General features: G+C 38.9%; 8 protein-coding genes. 7 read left to right on the top strand and 1 reads right to left on the bottom strand.

The genetic code is table 11. From position 1 onward, the window contains the following. Positions 1-526: 526 nt before the first annotated feature. The 6 genes from R1T16_RS18160 (at position 527) to R1T16_RS18185 (ending at position 10,054) form a co-directional block, all read left to right on the top strand. On the top strand, positions 527-1,369 hold the full coding sequence (locus R1T16_RS18160) for a hypothetical protein (RefSeq protein ID WP_317502557.1): 843 nt from the start codon (positions 527-529) through the stop codon (positions 1,367-1,369). A 451-nt stretch (positions 1,370-1,820) separates the two neighbouring features. Then, complete coding sequence (locus R1T16_RS18165) at positions 1,821-3,011, top strand: HEAT repeat domain-containing protein (RefSeq protein WP_317502558.1); 1,191 nt, start codon at positions 1,821-1,823, stop codon at positions 3,009-3,011. Between the two features lie 76 nt (positions 3,012-3,087). Continuing rightward, a complete protein-coding gene (locus R1T16_RS18170; protein WP_317502559.1) occupies positions 3,088-4,542 on the top strand; it encodes a glycosyltransferase in 1,455 nt (484 codons plus the stop codon). A 4-nt stretch (positions 4,543-4,546) separates the two neighbouring features. Continuing rightward, the gene (locus tag R1T16_RS18175; protein ID WP_317502560.1) at positions 4,547-7,396 is read left to right on the top strand and encodes a tetratricopeptide repeat protein; all 2,850 of its coding nucleotides are present in this window, start codon (positions 4,547-4,549) and stop codon (positions 7,394-7,396) included. 6 nt (positions 7,397-7,402) lie between these two features. Further along, positions 7,403-9,529: a DUF4838 domain-containing protein gene (locus tag R1T16_RS18180; protein ID WP_317502561.1), complete on the top strand. Its 2,127-nt coding sequence runs from the start codon at positions 7,403-7,405 to the stop codon at positions 9,527-9,529. 6 nt (positions 9,530-9,535) lie between these two features. After that, positions 9,536-10,054: a DUF1573 domain-containing protein gene (locus R1T16_RS18185; protein ID WP_317502562.1), complete on the top strand. Its 519-nt coding sequence runs from the start codon at positions 9,536-9,538 to the stop codon at positions 10,052-10,054. 17 nt (positions 10,055-10,071) lie between these two features. On the opposite strand, the gene R1T16_RS18190 is transcribed toward R1T16_RS18185, so the two are convergent. After that, positions 10,072-11,469: an NAD(P)/FAD-dependent oxidoreductase gene (locus tag R1T16_RS18190; protein ID WP_317502563.1), complete on the bottom strand. Its 1,398-nt coding sequence runs from the start codon at positions 11,467-11,469 to the stop codon at positions 10,072-10,074. Between the two features lie 442 nt (positions 11,470-11,911). On the opposite strand from R1T16_RS18190, the gene R1T16_RS18195 reads away from it, so the two are divergent. Continuing rightward, positions 11,912-19,585 carry a fibronectin type III domain-containing protein gene (locus R1T16_RS18195; RefSeq protein WP_317502564.1) on the top strand — a complete coding sequence of 2,558 codons (7,674 nt, stop codon included), beginning with the start codon at positions 11,912-11,914 and terminating at the stop codon, positions 19,583-19,585. The last annotated feature ends 46 nt before the right edge of the window (positions 19,586-19,631 follow it).

Raw genomic sequence — 19,631 nt, forward strand, 5'->3', positions numbered from 1 at the left:
GTTCATTTTTTTCTTTCTTAAAATACATTTTTCTATATATGTTTAATCTCTAATAGGATATTGAATTTTAATATTCGAATGCTATAAGCCTTTAATTTTAAGGGCAATAGAAATGACGGAAGTAATATTAGTTATTTACACTGGTAGTTTTTGAAGATGGCAGTTAAAAAAATTACGCCAAGCTGTCATGCTATTGATTTGTAATCAGTAATACAATATTAAAATAGCAAATTTGCTACAATAGGTGTTTTTAACATACATTTATTAAAAAATCAATAATAAATTACTAATCTATTGCGATGGTTTTATCGTATGTGGATGATATACATGCAAATAACGTATTATAATCGACCAAATGCTTCAATAGTTCGATATATACAAGGATAATTTTTTCAGAGTTAGTTAAAAAACTACTATTCTTGTATCGAGAAGCATTATAATACGTAAAACATAAATTATAATTTATTTTATAATTAGAATGTAGGAATATAATGCTGTTTTGTTTAATTAAAATGATACGGGGAATATGAATTTTAAAACAAGACTTTCGTATAACAATAGGGTTATATTTGTTTACAAGAATGGAGAAACCAAACAGACTCCATTTACTGAAGTTTCATTTTTTGGCGATAACTATATTTTAGCTAAATCCGAAACAAATACTTTTTACACCGTTCTTGATTTAAATGGCGATCAAAATGATGAACACGACATTGTACATCGTTTTCAAAATGGACTTCTTTTGGTTTATAAGCCCTTCGCCAAGAAATACAAGTCATCAGACAATGTTGAGTATTCAATAAATTACAATGTTTACAGTATTTTAAATTATGATACAGGTAAACAGTATATTATTGGTATTATCCAGTCGGATGAAATTAAGCAGGAAGAAGAGATAAGTATATTTGGCAGCAAATATAGCAAGACTATTATAATGCATTTTTTAAATAAGCCATTATACTGCTTCAAGGACTTTATATTCTCTGAAATTCTGGACAATCAATTTGTTGTAACAGGTAGCCCGTTAATGGCAAACCCATTACAAATTGCACCCGGTATAGAAGGATATCCTGATTTTGATTCTTATAAAGACAGGAAAGTGTGGTCTGTTGTAGATGTTTTTACTCAGAAAAGCCACGCTGAACAGACAGATATTATAAATTCAACATATTCGGGGTTAACATTTAAAGAAACAGAATTGAAGCTTATGGATGTAATTACTATGCCTGAACTACCTGAAACTGAAGTATCGTTAAATGGCGCTTTGTACAAAGATTTAAAAACACAATACAATATATTTAAAAGCTGGAAAAAGAAAAATAAATGGCAGCTTATGATCAATAATGTTTTGTCATTTAAACGTAATTAGCTTTTTTATGTTTTTATTAAGAGACGGCGTCCTACAAAATACACTTAAATAACTAATTGAAATTTAGTTGTTTGGATTAAACGTCTGTTAAAATATCTTAATAATATTGTAAAAATGTCGTAAGAAATATATTAATATTTAAAAGTTTAGAATATTTAAAATTTGACTTTTAATATCATAAGTATCTGATAATTAGATTTATATTTAAAATTTAATTATCAGATATTTTATTTTTCGTGTATTTCAACGATAAAATCTTACACTTTATAGAAATTATAACGTTTTGTATCATAGAGTTAATCAACTATTCATGTAATTTTATTTCAGCCCCTATCACCTATTATATAATGATTTACAGATGCTTCTTCTTCTACTCAAAAGGAGCTGCATATAAAAAACTGTATTCATCCAAGTAATATGGGGGAATAATCTGAATATAAATATTAATGAAATGACTTCAATTATTGATTATGCAGAATACTGGTGGTTTTCGTTTAGTTCCTATCCTTTAGTTGTTAAGATAGCTATATGCGTGATAGTATTTAGTAGTGCGGTAACGCTACTTTTAATGGCCCGGATATTTATAGTAAGACGAAATAAAAAACGTAAAAGGGAAATCATAACACGCCTAAGGCCGCAATTATTTTCTTTTTTGCGTAACATAATACTATCTCGTGATATTTACACTGGCGAAGATGTACATACATTATATGAGCAGCAATTCGGAAGATTAGAAAAAAGAGCTTATTTATCGTTGATACCCGCATTGGAAGATGTTGTTTTTCAGGAGAAAGGTACGCTTGATTCTGATAATTACAACAGCGTAATCATTGGATTAAAAATCAACAAGTGCCTGGAAGAAAGACTTGATTCTTCAAGTAAGCGTATGCAGCTGCTTGCCTTGCAGGCCCTTTCACGTCTTGGCCTTACCGTAGCTGACTCTAAGATACTTCCTTATGCTTATTCTAACGATAAGGTGTTAAGAAAAGAATCACGTGCATCATACATGGGTGTGAGCAATAACAATCCATTTAAGTTTTTTGACGAAGAAGATACTTTTAATGAATGGGAAGAGATTAACCTTATGCAGCAATTTGAGATGCACCACAAAGATCATTTACCGGATTTTAGTAAATGGATACGTTATTCTGAAGATGATGAAAAGATAAAATTCTTTATCAGGCAGGCAGCTTATTTTAATCAGCAGACAGCCTTAAGTACCATCGTTGCCATTTTACAGCATGACGATTACAGGGTAAGAAAAGAAGCCATCATTGCAATAGGTAAATTGAATGCTGCCGATCAGGAAAGCAAACTTATAAATCTGTATTTTTCTCAGCCACTTGTTTGCCAGTTTGCCATTATAGAAGCGGTATCGTTTTTAAATACAGGCAATTCGCTTGAATTTTTAAAGAATGCCTATGAACTTTCGGGTAACCCGGACTTAAAACGTCTATCTGCAGAAGCGATCTACTTTTATGGTGATCAGGGAAGAGAACTGTTTGAAGTTCTATTAAAAACTGAAAGTGCTGCAAATAAAAAGATATTAGAACACGTACAGAATAAGCTTATTACATCGACCCTTAAAACATTTCATGGTTTTGCAAAATCGTATGACCAAAATGTAGCCCCAGGTTTTTAATACATACTTGGCAACAAACCTCTATAAATAACCGCAGGGCGTCCTGCAATCACCAAAAAACTCATTTTACAGCCCCATGGAAGACACAAATTTATTTGAGGCCTCTGTATTTATCTATGCATCATCGTTAATAGTTCTCTACTTGCTTTTAGCCTTGTTCTCGTTTTTAAATACAAGGCGCTACAGGACATACAATACCCGACTGGACGACAGATTCCTGATGGAGTCGCCGCTTACACCGGGTATATCCGTTATTGCACCGGCATATAACGAAGAAAAAACTATAATAGTAAGTACAAGGTCGCTGTTAAAATTAAACTACCCGCTTTTTGAAGTGGTTATAGTAAATGATGGCAGCAGCGATGCTACACTCGACCTTATGATAAGGGAGTTTGAACTCGAAGAAACACCCTTTGCCTATGTCGAGCGCATCAAGACCGAACCTTTCAAACGTATATTCAAATCGGTAAATCCTGCATATTCCCGTTTAATTGTTGTAGACAAAGAAAATGGAGGTACTAAATCTGATGCTTCGAATGCAGGAGTAAATGCATCACAGTATCCTTACTTTTTATGTACTGACAGCGATTGCATCATTAACCGCGACACATTGCTTAAAATGATAAAACCGGTGCTTAATTCTAATAAGCGTGTAATATGCGTGGGTGCAACCTTAAGGATGTCTAACAGCTGCGATATTACTGATGGAGCAATTGAGCGTGTCAAGCCGCCAAAGAAATGGATTCCAAGATTTCAGGAGCTTGAATATTTGCGAGCTTACTTATTTGGTAAAATGGGATGGAGTTTTATAAACTGTGTGCCTAATGTATCTGGAGGGCTGGGCTTGTTTGACAAGGAAATAGCTATAAATAGTGGTGGATATGACCCTGCATCTCACGCCGAAGACGAGGATATTATGGTTAGGATGTCTGCCTATATGATGAACAATAAAGAAAAATACAGCATACAATATATACCTGTTTCCTGTTGCTGGACCGAAGGCCCGCCGGACATCAATATTTTGGGAAGGCAAAGGGTACGATGGGCGAGAGGGCTTGCACAGCTTTTCTTTGTGCACAGGCGAGTGCTGTTTAACCCTAAATACAAACGTCTTGGGCTGGTAATTTTTCCTATACAGCTGCTAACTGAATTTTTAGCACCAATTATTGAAGCTGCAGGCCTTATTTACTTTATATACCTGATTATCGCAGGCCATATCAACTGGAGCACGGCAGGATTTATTTTCCTTTATTCTTATTCTGCTGCTGTCATGTTTGGAGCATTGGTAATACTCATGGATAATGTAATAAAAAGGCAATACGAAACGACGAAAGAAATATTCCAGCTTTGGATGATGGCATTCCTTGAGCCGTTTCTTTACCACCCGTTGCAGATATTCTTTTCGTTGAGAGGATACTTTAGCTTCTTTACATCAAGTGATATGGAATGGGGAACAATGACGAGACAGGGATATACCCATACTACAGTTAATAACGCTGAAACTAAAGGAATAACAGAAAACAACATTTAGATACATGTTTAAAAGATATATACATATATTGCTATTCACATTATGCTTTGCATCGGGCTACGGCCAGGAGCTTAGTGCACCCGAATATTTTGCACTTGCCAAGAAAGAAGCAAAAAAAAACAACTTTGAAAAGGCTGCGCAATATTGTGAAAAAGCACTGAAAGAAGAACCAAAGAACATGGATATTAAGGAGTTCTTAGGTAAATGCTACATGGAGACCCAAAGGCTTCCACTTGCAAGGGTCACACTTCTTGAAGTGCTGAAGGAAAATCCTAAAAGGACAGATGCCCGCTACTACCTTATAAATATTGAAAGCCAGACAAAACGCTATTCAAGTGCGGTATGTTATGTTAACGAACTTCTGGAAGTGAAGCCTTATGACAAATCCTTGTGGATGAAAAAAATAGGTCTTTATGACCTTATTGGAGATAATGTAGAATCTGAAAGGCAGCTGAAAAGATTATACCAGATTTTTCCCGAAGACGCTGAAGTTAAGGCAATGTATGCCAGCACTCTTAAAGAGAGCGCGGTTAAGCAGGATAAGAGAGGCGAAATTGAATATTCTGCAAGGCAATATGAGCAGGCACTTCAGGTAAACAGAAAAGACGCAGAGTCGTACCTAAACCTGATAAATGTTTACATCAAGGCAGGAAATTACCAGTTGGCATTGGCAACGGCCGAAAAAGGGCTGAATGCATTGCCCGGAAATACCGAAATAACAAATAAAAAAATTGCTGTTCTAGAGCAGATGCATGAGTATCAGAAAGCAATTGATATTGTAAAAGCGCAGCAAAAAAAAGGAAATAGTGCCTACTATAACAAACTGCTTGCCTACTTAACCGGTGAGGCTGCGAGGTATTATAAAAATTCTGATCCTTATGAACTGTACGTTCAGCTATATGAAAAAGATAAGACCAGCAAAGAGGCAAAAGATTATCTGCTGAATACATCAGTAAGCCGTGGCTATTATGGAGATGCACAGGAACTCCTCAACACCGAACTCAAAAAAGATCCTAAGTCAAAGAAATTACTTTCAAAGCAGCTGTACGTGTATGAAAACCAGCAGAACAGGCAGGGCGCCCGTGCTACGATTCAAAAGTTATATGACTCGTATCCAAATGACAGCGACATAAGTGACAAATACCAATACTATATTTTTCAGGACGCTAAAGAACAATTCAGAGATGGAAATTATAGTGAAGCACTGCCAGTTTTTGAAAGCCTTACAAGTTCTACAGAATATGGCAAACCTGCTAATAACTATATCTATTCTATTTACCTGGAGCAAAAAGCCTATGGTAAAGCGTTAGATCATATAGAGAAACTTATTGCAGCCAACCCGAATGAACAGGATTACATCCTGAAAAAAATAGACCTTTTGGCAGACATGGGCGATTATGAAAACGCGTATGCAATGGCAAAAAATTATTATGACCAGAATAAAGACAATTTAGGTTACAGGTACATGCTTAATGATATCTCACTTGAGTATATGAAATACCTTCAGGAAAAAGAAGATTATAACACTATAAAGTCTATTGCAGATGAGCTTATTGCCGCCGACGCGAAAAATCTTGAGGCATACCAATATGCTATTTCTTCAAGGACGTACATGAAACAATATGATGAAGCGGCAGCTATAGTTGAGCAGGCTTTACAATATTATCCCGATTCTAAAGAGCTTCGTCTTAAACAGGCGGGATTGTACTCTGCATCAGGTGATCATAAAAAGGCGGTAGAATCCCTGCTAGCAATGGAAAAAGACTATCCATACAACAGTATGATCAGGAATTCATTAGTTGAAGAAATGATGATGCAGGCAAAAGACAAGGAAAAAAATGACGATGACACTGAAGCAATGAATATTTACAGGGAGGTCATTATGCTAAAACCGTCTGATACCTTAGCCCCTGTAAAATTGGCCAGTCTGCACATAGAAAGAAAGGAATATAATGAGGCGATGCAGGTTTTAGATAATGCTTTAAAATCCAACAAAGAAAATCAGAATCTTTTATACCTTAAAGGTGTTGTTTATGAGAACATGGACGATTTTAAAAAGGCTAAAGAATACCAAAGCCAGTACAATCCTCCTGCAAATAAAGTAGCAGACCATAAAGACCACATGGAATACCTGGATTCAAGGCTGCTTAAAAATCAAATAAGCGTCACATATCTGAAAGCAACTGCCGATACGCTGCCATTTAACCTGTCTGTAGGAACTTTAGAATATTCACGATTTGCCAAAAAAGATATTTATGTAGCGAGGGTTAACTATACCGGAAAAAATTCGGGTGTAGGTATTCAGGGAGAAGCCGACTGGTATCATAAGTTCAATAACAAATCTTCATTTTTAGCCAATGTTGCGGTAGGTAGCCAGTTCTTTCCAAAGTTTAGGGGAACACTTTCATACTATCAGCCATTTGCCAAAACATGGCAGGCAGAAATAGGAGGAAGATATCTCTACTTACAAGATAACAGGAGCCTATATACCGGGATTTTAGGTATAGAAAAAACTATAGGCGATGTTTGGCTTAATGCAAGAGGATCTGTTATTACACAGGGCGATGATGTTTACTATAATGTATTAGCGCAGTCGCGTTTTTACGTTCGCGATGCAAAAGATTACCTTCAGGCAATGGCATCGGTAGGTAATGCGCCCGAAGATCTTAGCCTCGACTTCCAGATTAACAATACCCTTTCGTTTCCTACAACAATGGTAGGGGCAGGATACTTTCATTCGGTAGGCTATAAAACTGTATTTGGAATATTAGGTAACTGGTATAATTACCATATTACCGATGATTTGTATATGGATCAGTATACATTACTATTAACGGTAAGAACAAAGTTTTAGTAATTGATGAAGAAATTGTTCAATATTGTTATTCTATTAGTGTGTATTGGGTGTAATTCGCAGCCAAAGGATATTATCATTTATAAAAAGGGAGAAGTTATTCCGGATGTCGCTGTGAAAGATAAACAGCTTATGGCATCAGCAGATTATTTGGTCAGCGTATTTGGAAAAACGTATGGCGAAAAACTTACTGTTTTGAGGGAACCGGGTAACAAACCGTCTATACAGTTAGAGCTATTAAAAAAGAGTAAAGAGGCAGGCTATTTTAAAATAACTGCTGGAACAGGATATGTAAAGATTGAAGGTACAACCCCTGAAGAAGTGAATAATGGAATGGTTTATCTATTCACGCATTATGGATCGGCTTCTTATATTTCGGGTAAAGGGATTATGTCTGCGGAAAATAAAATTATTGCTGTTCCTCACGATCTGTCGTATACACAAACCTGCGCATTTGAGTATCGTGAACCTTACTTTCCGGATAACTACGATGTAGAATTCAGGAAATGGTACAACACCCACACGATGGAAGACACTTGGGCTATGTGGGGGCATAACCTTTCTAAAGTTGTTACTCCATCTGCTCAAATGATGGCAAAGGTAAACGGCAAGGTTAATGAGGAACAGTTTTGTTTTTCCAGTCCTGGACTGGAAGCAGCATTGATTGCTTATATAGAAAGAATGAATATTGATGAGCCGCTGCGTTCCAAATTTATGGTGCAGCCAAACGACAATGATATTGTTTGCCTATGCGATAAATGTAAGGCGGCAGGAAATACATCTAAGGATGCAAGCCCGGCAGTTTTTGGATTATTGAATAAGCTGGCGATGAAATTTCCGAAACAGGAATTTTTCAGTTCTGCATACATTACTACGATGCATCCGCCTAAGTTTAAGCTGGCAGATAATGCAGGAGTAATGGTGAGTACAATGGCATTTCCTAAAGGAGTTGCAATTGAGCATTCGGGGAAAAAAGCAATGGTCGATAAAACGTTTGCTGACTGGAAAAAAGTTACAAACACCATATACTTATGGGATTATGCTGTAAACTTTGATAATTATTTTGAAGCCTATCCTACATTACTTGTTGCGCAGGCAAATTTACATTACTATAAGACTAAGGGAGTTAAAGGGGTATTTATGCATGGAAGCGAAGACAAGTATTCTGCCTATGGCGACCTTAAGAATTATATATATGCACTACTGCTGAATGATCTTGATAGTAATGTAAAAAAAGAAACACATTCATTTTTTAAAGCAAAATATCCTGCAGTTGCCGATTTATTGTCAGATTATTACCTAAAAATAGAGCAGCGCAGTTTTGAGAAAAAAGTGCAATTAGATATTTACGGAGGGATTGAGCAGTCCAGAAAAAAATATCTTGATGAGGCAGAATTCAATTTGTTTTACGAGGCGTTAATAAGGAAATCAGAATCGCTTACTGCTAAAGAATTGAAAGATATAAAGCCATTATTACTGTCATTAACATTTATAAAACTCGAAATCCTTCGTACTAATGGAGTAGCGGAGAATGGATACAAACCTACCCCCGATGCCTCAATAAATAAGGAAGTGGATATCCTGTTCAGGCGGTTTTATGAGCTTTCGCAGCAAACGAGTATTAAAACGTATAGCGAAACCGGGCTGCTTATTCAGGATTATTTGGAACAATGGAATTCGGAGATTGTTAAAAAACAGTACAGCAATCTATTATTCGGTAAGAAAGTAAAGCTTGCATTTACTCCCGATGAGGAGTATAATAATGCAATTACGCTTACTGACGGCGCAATAGGGTTCAGTGACTATTATAACAACTGGATGATATGTTCGCAGGAGGCATTGGTAGTAGACTTTGCAGCATCAGATGTTCAGGGAGCAAAAAGTGTAGAGATAGATTTCCTTCAGGACATAAAACATAATATTTATCCGCCCCAAAAAGTTGAGGTTATCGTAGATGGAAAGGTTTATACAGCAAATCCTGAAGTCAATGAGGATACCAAAGTTTTTAAAAGGCATATACGTATTCCTGTGGATGTTAATTCGTCTTCTAAAACAATACAAGTAAAAACGATAAAGGCAGCAGAATTTAAAAATAAGTCGATGGCCTGCGATGAGATATTCTTTAAAAAGTAAAAAATTATGATACGATTAAAATATACCTATACGGCTGCGGCGGCACTGCTTGTGCTTACAGCATTAAACAGCTGCAATAAAGTAGGCGAACACGAAATTACCAGTATTAAGATTGAAGATCCGGTACGCCATTACAGCCCGGTAATGCAGGGAACGAAGCAAAATATAACAGTTAAAGTTACTAATACCGGAGACCAGCCATTAGTGTTTAAAGATGTAATGCCTTCTTGTGGTTGTACTATAGCAAAATTTCCCGGTTATGCGATAGCACCCGGCAATAGTGCTGATATTGAATTGGAATACGACAGCCGTAAGAATACGGGATATACTTCTATTTATACAGAAATAACAGCCAATACAGCTGAAAAAATACATAATGTCTTTTTTGATATTAATGTGGTTCCAAACTCTCATTATATTAAAGATTATGAAGAGATACATCTGGATAGCAGGAACAAAATCTTTGATACCACAAAAGATCAGATTGATGAGGATACACACATAAAGGCATATACAGTTAATTAGAAGGTATCGTTTATCTTTTATGATTTTCTGCATCTGCCCCTTGGCGAGTCGCTTTCTATAAGTACATTTTCTGAATGCAGAACTTGTGCAGCTTCAGCTGAACCTTTTACTTTGGCTGCGCTTCGTTCAAACATTTCAGATTCGAATTCATTTAAGACACATTCGCGCAATCCCTTTTCCCTCCATTGGGATGATGGCCGGCATCCTTTTGTAATTTCCCTGGCGAGCGAAAGTGCATCAAGTAGTGCCTGGTTAGCGCCTTGTCCTTTAAATGGGCTCATAGGGTGAGCAGCATCGCCTATAAGTGTAACCTGTTCTCCGGCTTTTAGTAATTCAGGAGTAAGCAATTCACGGTCGTAAACAGGATAGCCGGAAATATTAGCCACAGGTGTTGCTGCTAAAATTTGAGGTATTGGATCATGCCACTGCGTTCTGCGACAAGCTTCGTCCTTAAGTGCCTGCGCACCATTTGCACTTAAAGTTTTTGCTTCTTCCTCAGGTAAAGGGAAGCTAAGCTGCCACATTACTGAATCTGCCGTGTAGGGCATCATATAAATTCGTTCATTACCATTTGCAGTCTGAAATACCGTAGCTGAATCAAGTAAGGAATTTTCAAGATTATTTATTGCGCTTAAAGGACAAATACCTAATATCACAATACAATCCAGATAACGCAATGGTGTAGCATTCTCTCCAATAACTAGTCGGCGTACAGCGCTGCGGATACCGTCTGCACCCACAACAAGATCTGCTTTTGTATTTTTTATCTCATTATTTACCTGAAAGGTTAAACTGAAACTTTTGTCCTCGCATTCTTTGAGGTTTGTCAACTGATGTCCCCATTGCACTATGCCACTTTGTCCAAGCTGTTTAAGCAACGCTAACCGTAACGACTGGCGTGCAATATGAATATTGGAGTGCTTAGGTGGTTTTATTTCATCTGTCTGCTTCCATTTTCTAACACCCCATTCACCAATTACTTTTCCATCAACATTATGAACAATATGTTTTGTAGAAACAACTCCGTCTTCTAAATACAAAATTCCCAATGCCTTAATCGCTTTACCGGCTTGCTGTAAAGTAAGTCCGTATCCCTGAGACCTGGCATCAAAATCGTTGTCTCGCTCGTATATTGTAAAAGGAATTCCGCGGTGCAAACAGGCAATTGCCAAGGCTATACCGCCAATACCGCCACCAATAATGGCAACGTGAGGATAGATTTCTGTATCTGGAACAGGGGCAGTTAAAATAGAAACAAGTCCTGATCCGGAGCAGGCTGTGCAGGTGTAAAAATGTCGTTTAATAGTACGAGAAATTGCATCTGTGTTCCCTGTTTTTTTACCGGATGCTTTACTTTTTTTACCAAGTCCTCTGCATTTTTTACAAATAATCCAGTTTGTATTTTCATTTTTCATCTACAACGTTATAATATAATGTATTCAAACTGGATCTTATCAAGATTACAGCCAATTATCATTTCTTGCAAATTTACTATAAATTCTTGCCCCCTTCAATAACAATTTTGGATTTGAAAACTATGTGATTGTAGTAATTAAAATACAGATTTACAGTTTTTTGTGAATACAACTCTATTCGGTCATAATGACTTCATGTATCGCGTTTTTGTAAAAATTTTAAGATAATATTATGAATTTGTATTTTGAAACATCTATGTTATATTATCATTTTTTTTGTGCAAAGTAAATAAATAGATGCATTTTTGTTAAATAAGCGGATTTATTATCGTGTTTTGTTATTAATTGTCTAATTGCAATATAAATTGTGAGTATACTCTAAAAGACCGAAATTGTGTGATAATTTTATAATTTTATCTAAAATTTAAACCATTCATAAACAATGAAAAAAATTACTTTAATGATCGTCGCATCATTGATGTCTTTTTTTGCGTATGCGCAGCTACCGGTAGAGCATTTTGATGCTCCATGGACAGGCAACCCTGCTGCACCGCCAGACTGGACAGTGATCAATGAGTTTGGCCCTAACATTACATGGGTACAAACAACGCCGGGTAACACTCAGCAACCGCCATTCGGTGGTTCAGGGTATTCAGCTTATTTAGCCAAAGAAGCAGTAGCTCCCACTGCTGCCATCCCTTCTGACTGGCTCGTTACAAAATCTTTCCCAATGCCTGCAAATGCAGAGTTAAAGTTTCAGTCGAGACTTACTATTTTGGGAGACCAGGGGAGTATCTACAAAGTGTACGTGATGCCTGCAACTTTAGCACCTACAGTAGCTAACTTTACAAGCGATGCGGCCTACCTTTTAGCTACTTTTAGTGAGCTTCAGCTTAACCCTTCACAAACTGACTGGACAGAAAAACTGATTAGTATTCCTAACAACGCATTGTGGTCAGTGGGAACTCAGGTTCGTGTTGCTTTCTTAATGCAGGGAGCTGATCATGACCGTTGGTTTCTGGACGATGTACTTGTAGCTGCAGCGTGTGTTGCGCCTACAACAGGAATTGTAGCGTCTAAAACAATGGACAGTGCTTCGCTAACATGGACAAGCGAGGGTGTAACTGCATGGGAGATTGAGGTCATTGCTGCAGAAGCTACGCCAACAGGTACGGGTGTTCCTTATTCAGGTGCACTTCCTTATGTTGCCGGAGGATTAACGCAATGCAAGGATTATAAATTCTATGTGCGTAATAACTGCGGTGATTCAAAGAGCCCATGGCTTGGCCCAGTATATTTTAAAACAAGCTGTCTGGGTGAAACCTGTGCATCGCCTATAGTAATACCGGGAGGTAATTATAGCGATACAAACAACACCGAAAATTTCAGCGATTTCTATGAAGGAATTCCCGGAACAGGCTGTAACAGTTCTGGCAATTACCTTGCAGGTAATGATGTTGTTTATGCATATACTGCAAACGCTACAGGTAACTATAGTGTAACACTTACAAACACAAACGGCCCTGCCGGAATGTTTATATACAGTGCCTGTGCTAATATTGGTTCAGCATGTATAGGCGGTGGTACTGCAACAGCAACCGCACCGGTTAATCTTTCTTCGTTTGCAATGACAGCGGGAACTACATATTATATAGTAGTTTCAACAAACGGTTCGCCGCAAACTACTCCATACACACTTACAATCCAACAGGTATTTTGTCCGCAGCCTACAGCTGGTTCAGCTACAGGTGTTACCGGTACGTCGGCTATTTTAGGCTGGACTCCGGGGAGTACAGGAGCTAGCTCATGGCAAATGGTAGTACAGCCCCAGGGAACTGGACTTCCTGCATCAGGGCCTGTTGTTGCTACAAGTGCAGGTAACAACGTTACTACTACGACGGGAGGAACGGCTCTTGTACCGGCAACGACGTATGAGTTTTATGTTAGAGAAAGCTGTGCCGGTGGTAATTACAGTATATGGGCCGGCCCATTCCTGTTTACCACAAGCCAGGTAGCTACACCAATAGATTACTATCAAAACTTTGATGGTGCCGATCCAGGCTTTACACTCGCTAACGGTACCGAAACAAATAGATGGGTTGTAGGTACTGCTACAAGCAACAGCCCTACTAAATCGCTTTACATATCTAACGATAACGGTGTAACAAATGCATATGCTAACGGAACGACATCTTTAGTTCATGCTTACAAAACGTTATTAATGCCGCCAACTGTAGATCAGCTAAGCCTTTCGTTTGACTGGAAAGCTTACGGTGAGAGCTGCTGTGACTTTATCAACGTTTGGGTTGTACCAGATTCTTATACACCTACACCAGGTATTGCTATTACAGAAGATGATGGTGTAAGGATAGGTGAGAGGAGAAACCTTTCTGCCACATGGCAAACATCAAATACAGTTATTACAGCACCGGCCGAATGGGACGGGGCACTTGTAAAACTTGTGTTTGAATGGACTAATGACTTTAGTGTAGGATCTAATCCTCCCGCTGCAATAGATAATGTTGCCTTTAAAGTAGTTACTTGTCCTCAGCCTTCAGACCTTGCTGTGCAGGATCTTAACGTTACACAGGCTATTATTGAATGGACTGCTCCATCTGTCATTCCTGCAATATATGATATCTATGCGTCGCAGAGTTCAACACCTCCGGGTGCGGCAACTGCTCCTACGCAAACGGTACCAGGTACTCAGACAACGGCAACGATAACGCCGCTGATAACATCGGCTAATTATTTTGTATGGGTTAGATCTCATTGTAGTGATACTGACCAAAGTTTCTGGACAGGCCCTGTGAGCTTCAATACGCCCCAAATTCCTGCAGATATGCCATATGCTCAAAATTTTGATGCAGGTGCGCATAACTTTACCTTGTCTAACGCTACTGCAATTAATCAATGGGTTGTAGGTACTTCTACCAGCAGCAGCCCAACACAATCACTATATGTAAGTAATGATGGAACAACTTATGGTTACGATTCATTCAATTATACAGTGGTTCATGCTTACAGAGATATCCAGCTTCCGGCTAACATTCCTTCAGAACAAATACTTCTTAACTTCGACTGGAAAAGTCTTGGCGATCAGTGGGGAAGTGATGTAATGAAAGTATATATTGCTCCTGTAACATTTTCTCCTACAGTTGGGACAGAAATCAATGAGGGTGGAGATATTGTAAGGTCAGGTCCCGATTATAATAATGGTGATGACTGGCAAACTGCCAACAACGTTATTGATGTACCAACAACATGGAATGGTACTGTAAGGAGAGTGATTTTTGAATGGAAAAACAGCTGGGGCGGCGGTGTTATGCCTGCTGCAGTTGATAACGTGGGATTATCTGTAATTACATGTCCTGCGCCTAGCGATATAACTCTTGACGGACTTACAGTAGATTCGGCTACGATATCATGGACTGCACCTGCTTCGGCACCGGGTTCTTATGATTATTATTTTTCTACAGATGCTACAAACCCAGTTGAGACCACAGCACCTACAGGCAGTACGGCTGATACGAACGTAATGATTCCCGGGCTTGCAGTTTCAACCTATTATAATTTCTGGGTTAGAAGTGACTGTGGTGCCACTGATGGAAACAGCTTCTGGGTAGGCCCGCTCAAATTTGTAACACCTCAAACGCCTGCTACGATGCCGTATGCAGAGAATTTTGATGGTGCAGCCCCAAATTATTCGTTCAATACGTCAAATGATAATGAATGGGTAGTAGGCACTGCAACAAGCAATAGCCCAACTCAGTCCCTTTATGTGACTCAGGACGGGGGTGTTACAAATTCTTATAACGGTAATGACGGACTTAGTATAGTTCATGCTTATAGAGATATTCAGCTTCCTGCAACTATAGCCTCAGGTCAGGTCCTTCTGAACTTCGACTGGAAAAGCGTAGGTGTAGAGTGGGGTGCAGACGTTTTACGTGTGTATGTAGCACCTGTAACATTTGGTCCTACTGCGGGTGAGCAGGTTGGCGCTAACCCCGATGTAATAGCAGTTGGGGGTGATCTATATGATAACAATGTATGGATAACAGCTAACAATGTTGTTGATATTCCGGCAGCGTGGAACGGTAACATAGTAAGAGTAATCTTTGAATGGGAAAACAGCTGGAGCAGTGGAAATACTCCTGCAGCGATTGATAACGTAGGGTTCTCTGTAATCACTTGTTCTGCTCCTACAGATGTAATTTTAGCATCTATAGACGAAAACAATGCTACATTTACATGGACAGCACCTGCAGATGCACCGGATAGCTATGAGTACTATCTTACTACAAGCCCTGTTCCTCCTGTAGCGGGCACAGTTCCTACAGGAACGGGTATTACAGGTACAACGCTTGTTATACCGGGACTTCCGGCTAATACTAATTATTTTATATGGATAAGAAGTAATTGTGGTACAGCAGATGGAAACAGCTTCTGGGTAGGTGGCAATAATTTTAATACACCGCAGGTTCCTGCAGTTCTGCCATATGCAGAAAATTTTGAAGGAGCTAACCCTGATTATACTATTATAAGTTTAAACGAGCCTAATACTTGGGCTGTGGGCGGAGCTACATTTAGCAGCCCTTCAAAATCACTTTATGTGACTAACGATAATGGTGTAACTAATGGATTTACAGACACTGAAGAGTCGATAATTCACGCATATAGGGATGTTGTAATTCCTACAGGTACTGCCGAACTAGATTTTACCTTTGACTGGAAAGGCGTAGGTGAACAATGGGGTGGAGATTATCTTAGCGTATGGATGGTGCCTCTAAATTACCTGCCGGTTGCAGGTAGTGAGATTACAGATTCGGATGGGGTTAAAGTAACTCCTGATAATCTTTATAACAATGCGGTATGGAAAAATGAAAACTTTGTGATTCCTATAGATGCAGCTCAGGCAGGAACAACACAGCGTTTTGTGTTCCAATGGGTAAACAACTCGTTTACAGGTGGTAATCCTCCTTCTGCGGTTGACAATGTTGAGGCTAAGGTTCTTACTTGTCCTAAACCGATAGATCTTAATGTTTCTGATGCAGGAATGACAGAGGTGACATTGAACTGGACTGAAGTTGGAACAGCCAATGCGTGGGAAGTTTATGTGGTTCCTCAGGGATCTCCACTACCGGGAACAACAACTGTTGGTACTCCGGCTCCTACTAACGGATTCCCTTACGACGGCCTTACTTCGGGTACAAATTATGAGTTCTATGTGAGATCTGTTTGTGGTCCCGGCGACTTGAGCCGTTGGAGTGGCCCATATAGATTCCATACAAATGTATGTGAAGTTACAGACCAGTGTACTTATAACTTTGTTATGACCAGCACAGGTGGGGGATGGAATGGTAACACTGTAAGCGTTCTTCAAAGCGGAATTTTAATTGCCACATTTGGTGATACATTTACTGACGGCGAAGGACCTGAAACTGTTCCTGTTCAGCTTTGTACAGGAATACCATATGAGGTACTTTGGAACGAAGGCGGCTACGGAGATATAGGATTGGCCATAGTGAACGATTTTAATAACCAAACGGTATTTAATAAAGTTGCAGGATCTGGAGAGTCTGAAAAGACTACTGTTATTTATCAGGGGCTTCCGTACTGTTCAGAGATTACCTGTCCTCAGCCTACTAATTTAGTGAGTGTAAGTGTTGTAAATGCTGTAAACACCACTAACCTGAGCTGGACTCCGGGAGGAACAGAATTACAGTGGGAAGTTGTAGTACAATTGCAGGATGCCGGTTTCCCTGGCGTTGCACCAACTGTAGAGACCGTATCTGAGCCTCACCTCGTAGTAGATGAGCTTGTACCGGGTACTTTGTATGAGTACTATGTACGATCTATATGTGCCGATGGTAATACAAGCTTCTGGTCCGGGCCATTAAGATTCTCTGTATTCGCACCGCCGGTTTGTGCCGATGTTACGGTTGTAGATGATAATCTCGATGTTGTGGTTCCTGACACGGAGTATGTTATATGTGCAGGAGACGATGTTAATGTTCATTTTAGCGCAAACTACTATGAAGGTGCTGCACAGACAACTTCTTATGAAGTAAGCAGCATACCATTTGTGGTTACTTTCCCTACTACGGGAGGAACACAGATGAATGTGGATATTGATGACTCATGGGCTCCTAAAGTTACATTACCATTTGAGTTTTGTTTCATGGGCGATGTGTATAACGCTGCACAGGTAGGTGCTAATGGCGCTATATCTTTTGATACTACCCACCCTGCAAATCAGGGAGGTACGATGCCATGGTCATTTAGCCAGACAATACCGGATACAAGTTTCCCTGTACTGAATGCTATTTATGGTGTTTATCAGGATACGGATCCGTCTATCAATAACTCTTTTGCACATCCAACGATTAACTACCAGGTATTAGGTAACTACCCTTGCCGTGCATTGGTAGTAAACTTTAATGAATTGGCACAATTTAGTGGTGATTGTAATAGTGATCCTTCTGTTGGACCACAAACTTCTCAGATTGTTCTATATGAAATTACTAATATCATAGAAGTATATGTAACAAGAAGGGTACCATGTCCGGAATGGCAAAACGGAGTAGGTGTTATAGGGCTTCAGAATGCCGATGGTACTTTAGCATTTACCCCTCCAAACAGAAATACCGGAGACTGGACTGCTACTAATGAGGCATGGAGATTTACTCCAAACGGAGATTCTACTGCCACAATCGAATGGTTACAAGATGGTTCAGTTGTAGGTAACACTAAAGATATTGATGTTACAGTATCAGAAACGGGTACCACTACAATGACAGCACGTGCATCTTATTTGCTTTGCAACGGTAACACAATTGTTAGAGAAAGTAATTTTGCAATAAAAGTACAGGAGCAGATTATTCCTGCTAACGAGCCTGTAGACATTACCAGATGTGGTAATGGAGAAGATGTTACTTTTGATCTTAATGAGGCTGTTGCTAATGCATTTGATGCTGCCGAAATGCCTAACTATTCATTTACGTTCTATACTACGCAGGCAGATGCTGAGGCAGGAGATACTAACAATATCCCTACAGATTTTGTAACTAATGCTACTACTACCCTTTGGGTGAGGATCATGAGAGTTGGACAACCATGTTTTGTAGTGTATTCTTTTGATGCAATAGTGTCAAATAATCCACCTAAGTTTACCTTAACAGCTGATCAGTCTGTTTGTGAAGGCAATGCTGCAGTATTAACTGTGACACCGGATGCTGGCGAAGACCTTTCAACTGCTACTTATACGTGGACATTAGACGGAAACCCAATTGCTGATACTACAGCTACTATTTCTGTTACTACAGCAGGGGAATATGTTGTAACTGTAACTAAAGGTGGATGTGTGGATACTAAAACATCTACAGTAACTGTTGTAGCTGTTCCTGTGGCAGATGCTCCTACGGATGTTGAGGCATGTGGCAGCTATGTTCTTCCTGCTTTAAGTGCCGGTAACAACTATTATACAGGAACAAACGGAACAGGTACTCAATTGAGTGCAGGCGAAACCATCACAGCTACACAGCAAATATTTGTTTATGCTGCTGCTGAAGGAAACACAGCTTGTAGTGCACAGAACTTCTTTGAAGTGACGATATCTGCATCACCGGAGTTTACTTTCTTAGACGATTGTGAATCTAATGTTTATTATGTAGAAGTTACAGATGTGAACGGTTCGTTTGATACTGACCGCGCTACATATTCATGGACGGGTCCTGATGGATTTACATCTACAGAACGTAAGATGACACCTCAATCTACTGGTGAATATACTGTTACTGTTACTACAGAAGGCGGATGCGTAAGCTCTGATACTTTTGAAGTGCTTAGTACAACATGTATGATTCCGCGTGGTATATCTCCTAATGGTGATGGTAAAAATGACGAGTTCGATCTATCTGCCCTTAATGTTAAACGCCTTGAAGTATTTAACCGTTATGGACAGCAGGTGTACAGCAAGTCTAATTATACTAGTGAATTTGTAGGTAAAGGAAACAATGGAGACGAACTTCCTACAGGTACTTATTTCTATATGATAGAACGTTCAAACGGTGAATCAATTACCGGATGGGTTTACATTAATAGAGAAGAAAAATAATAATTCTTAACAAGAATAATAATTCAGATCCCCGCTGTATGCGGGG

Source organism: Flavobacterium sp. DG1-102-2 (assembly GCF_033042555.1).
Taxonomy (GTDB): domain Bacteria; phylum Bacteroidota; class Bacteroidia; order Flavobacteriales; family Flavobacteriaceae; genus Flavobacterium.

What these genes read in the sequence shown, in the direction of transcription:
- R1T16_RS18190 (WP_317502563.1), bottom strand. Translation starts at nt 11,469, where the DNA reads ATGAAAAATGAAAATACAAACTGGATTATTTGTAAAAAATGCAGAGGA.
- R1T16_RS18165 (WP_317502558.1), top strand. Translation starts at nt 1,821, where the DNA reads ATGACTTCAATTATTGATTATGCAGAATACTGGTGGTTTTCGTTTAGT.
- R1T16_RS18160 (WP_317502557.1), top strand. Translation starts at nt 527, where the DNA reads ATGAATTTTAAAACAAGACTTTCGTATAACAATAGGGTTATATTTGTT.
- R1T16_RS18195 (WP_317502564.1), top strand. Translation starts at nt 11,912, where the DNA reads ATGAAAAAAATTACTTTAATGATCGTCGCATCATTGATGTCTTTTTTT.
- R1T16_RS18180 (WP_317502561.1), top strand. Translation starts at nt 7,403, where the DNA reads ATGAAGAAATTGTTCAATATTGTTATTCTATTAGTGTGTATTGGGTGT.
- R1T16_RS18175 (WP_317502560.1), top strand. Translation starts at nt 4,547, where the DNA reads ATGTTTAAAAGATATATACATATATTGCTATTCACATTATGCTTTGCA.
- R1T16_RS18185 (WP_317502562.1), top strand. Translation starts at nt 9,536, where the DNA reads ATGATACGATTAAAATATACCTATACGGCTGCGGCGGCACTGCTTGTG.
- R1T16_RS18170 (WP_317502559.1), top strand. Translation starts at nt 3,088, where the DNA reads ATGGAAGACACAAATTTATTTGAGGCCTCTGTATTTATCTATGCATCA.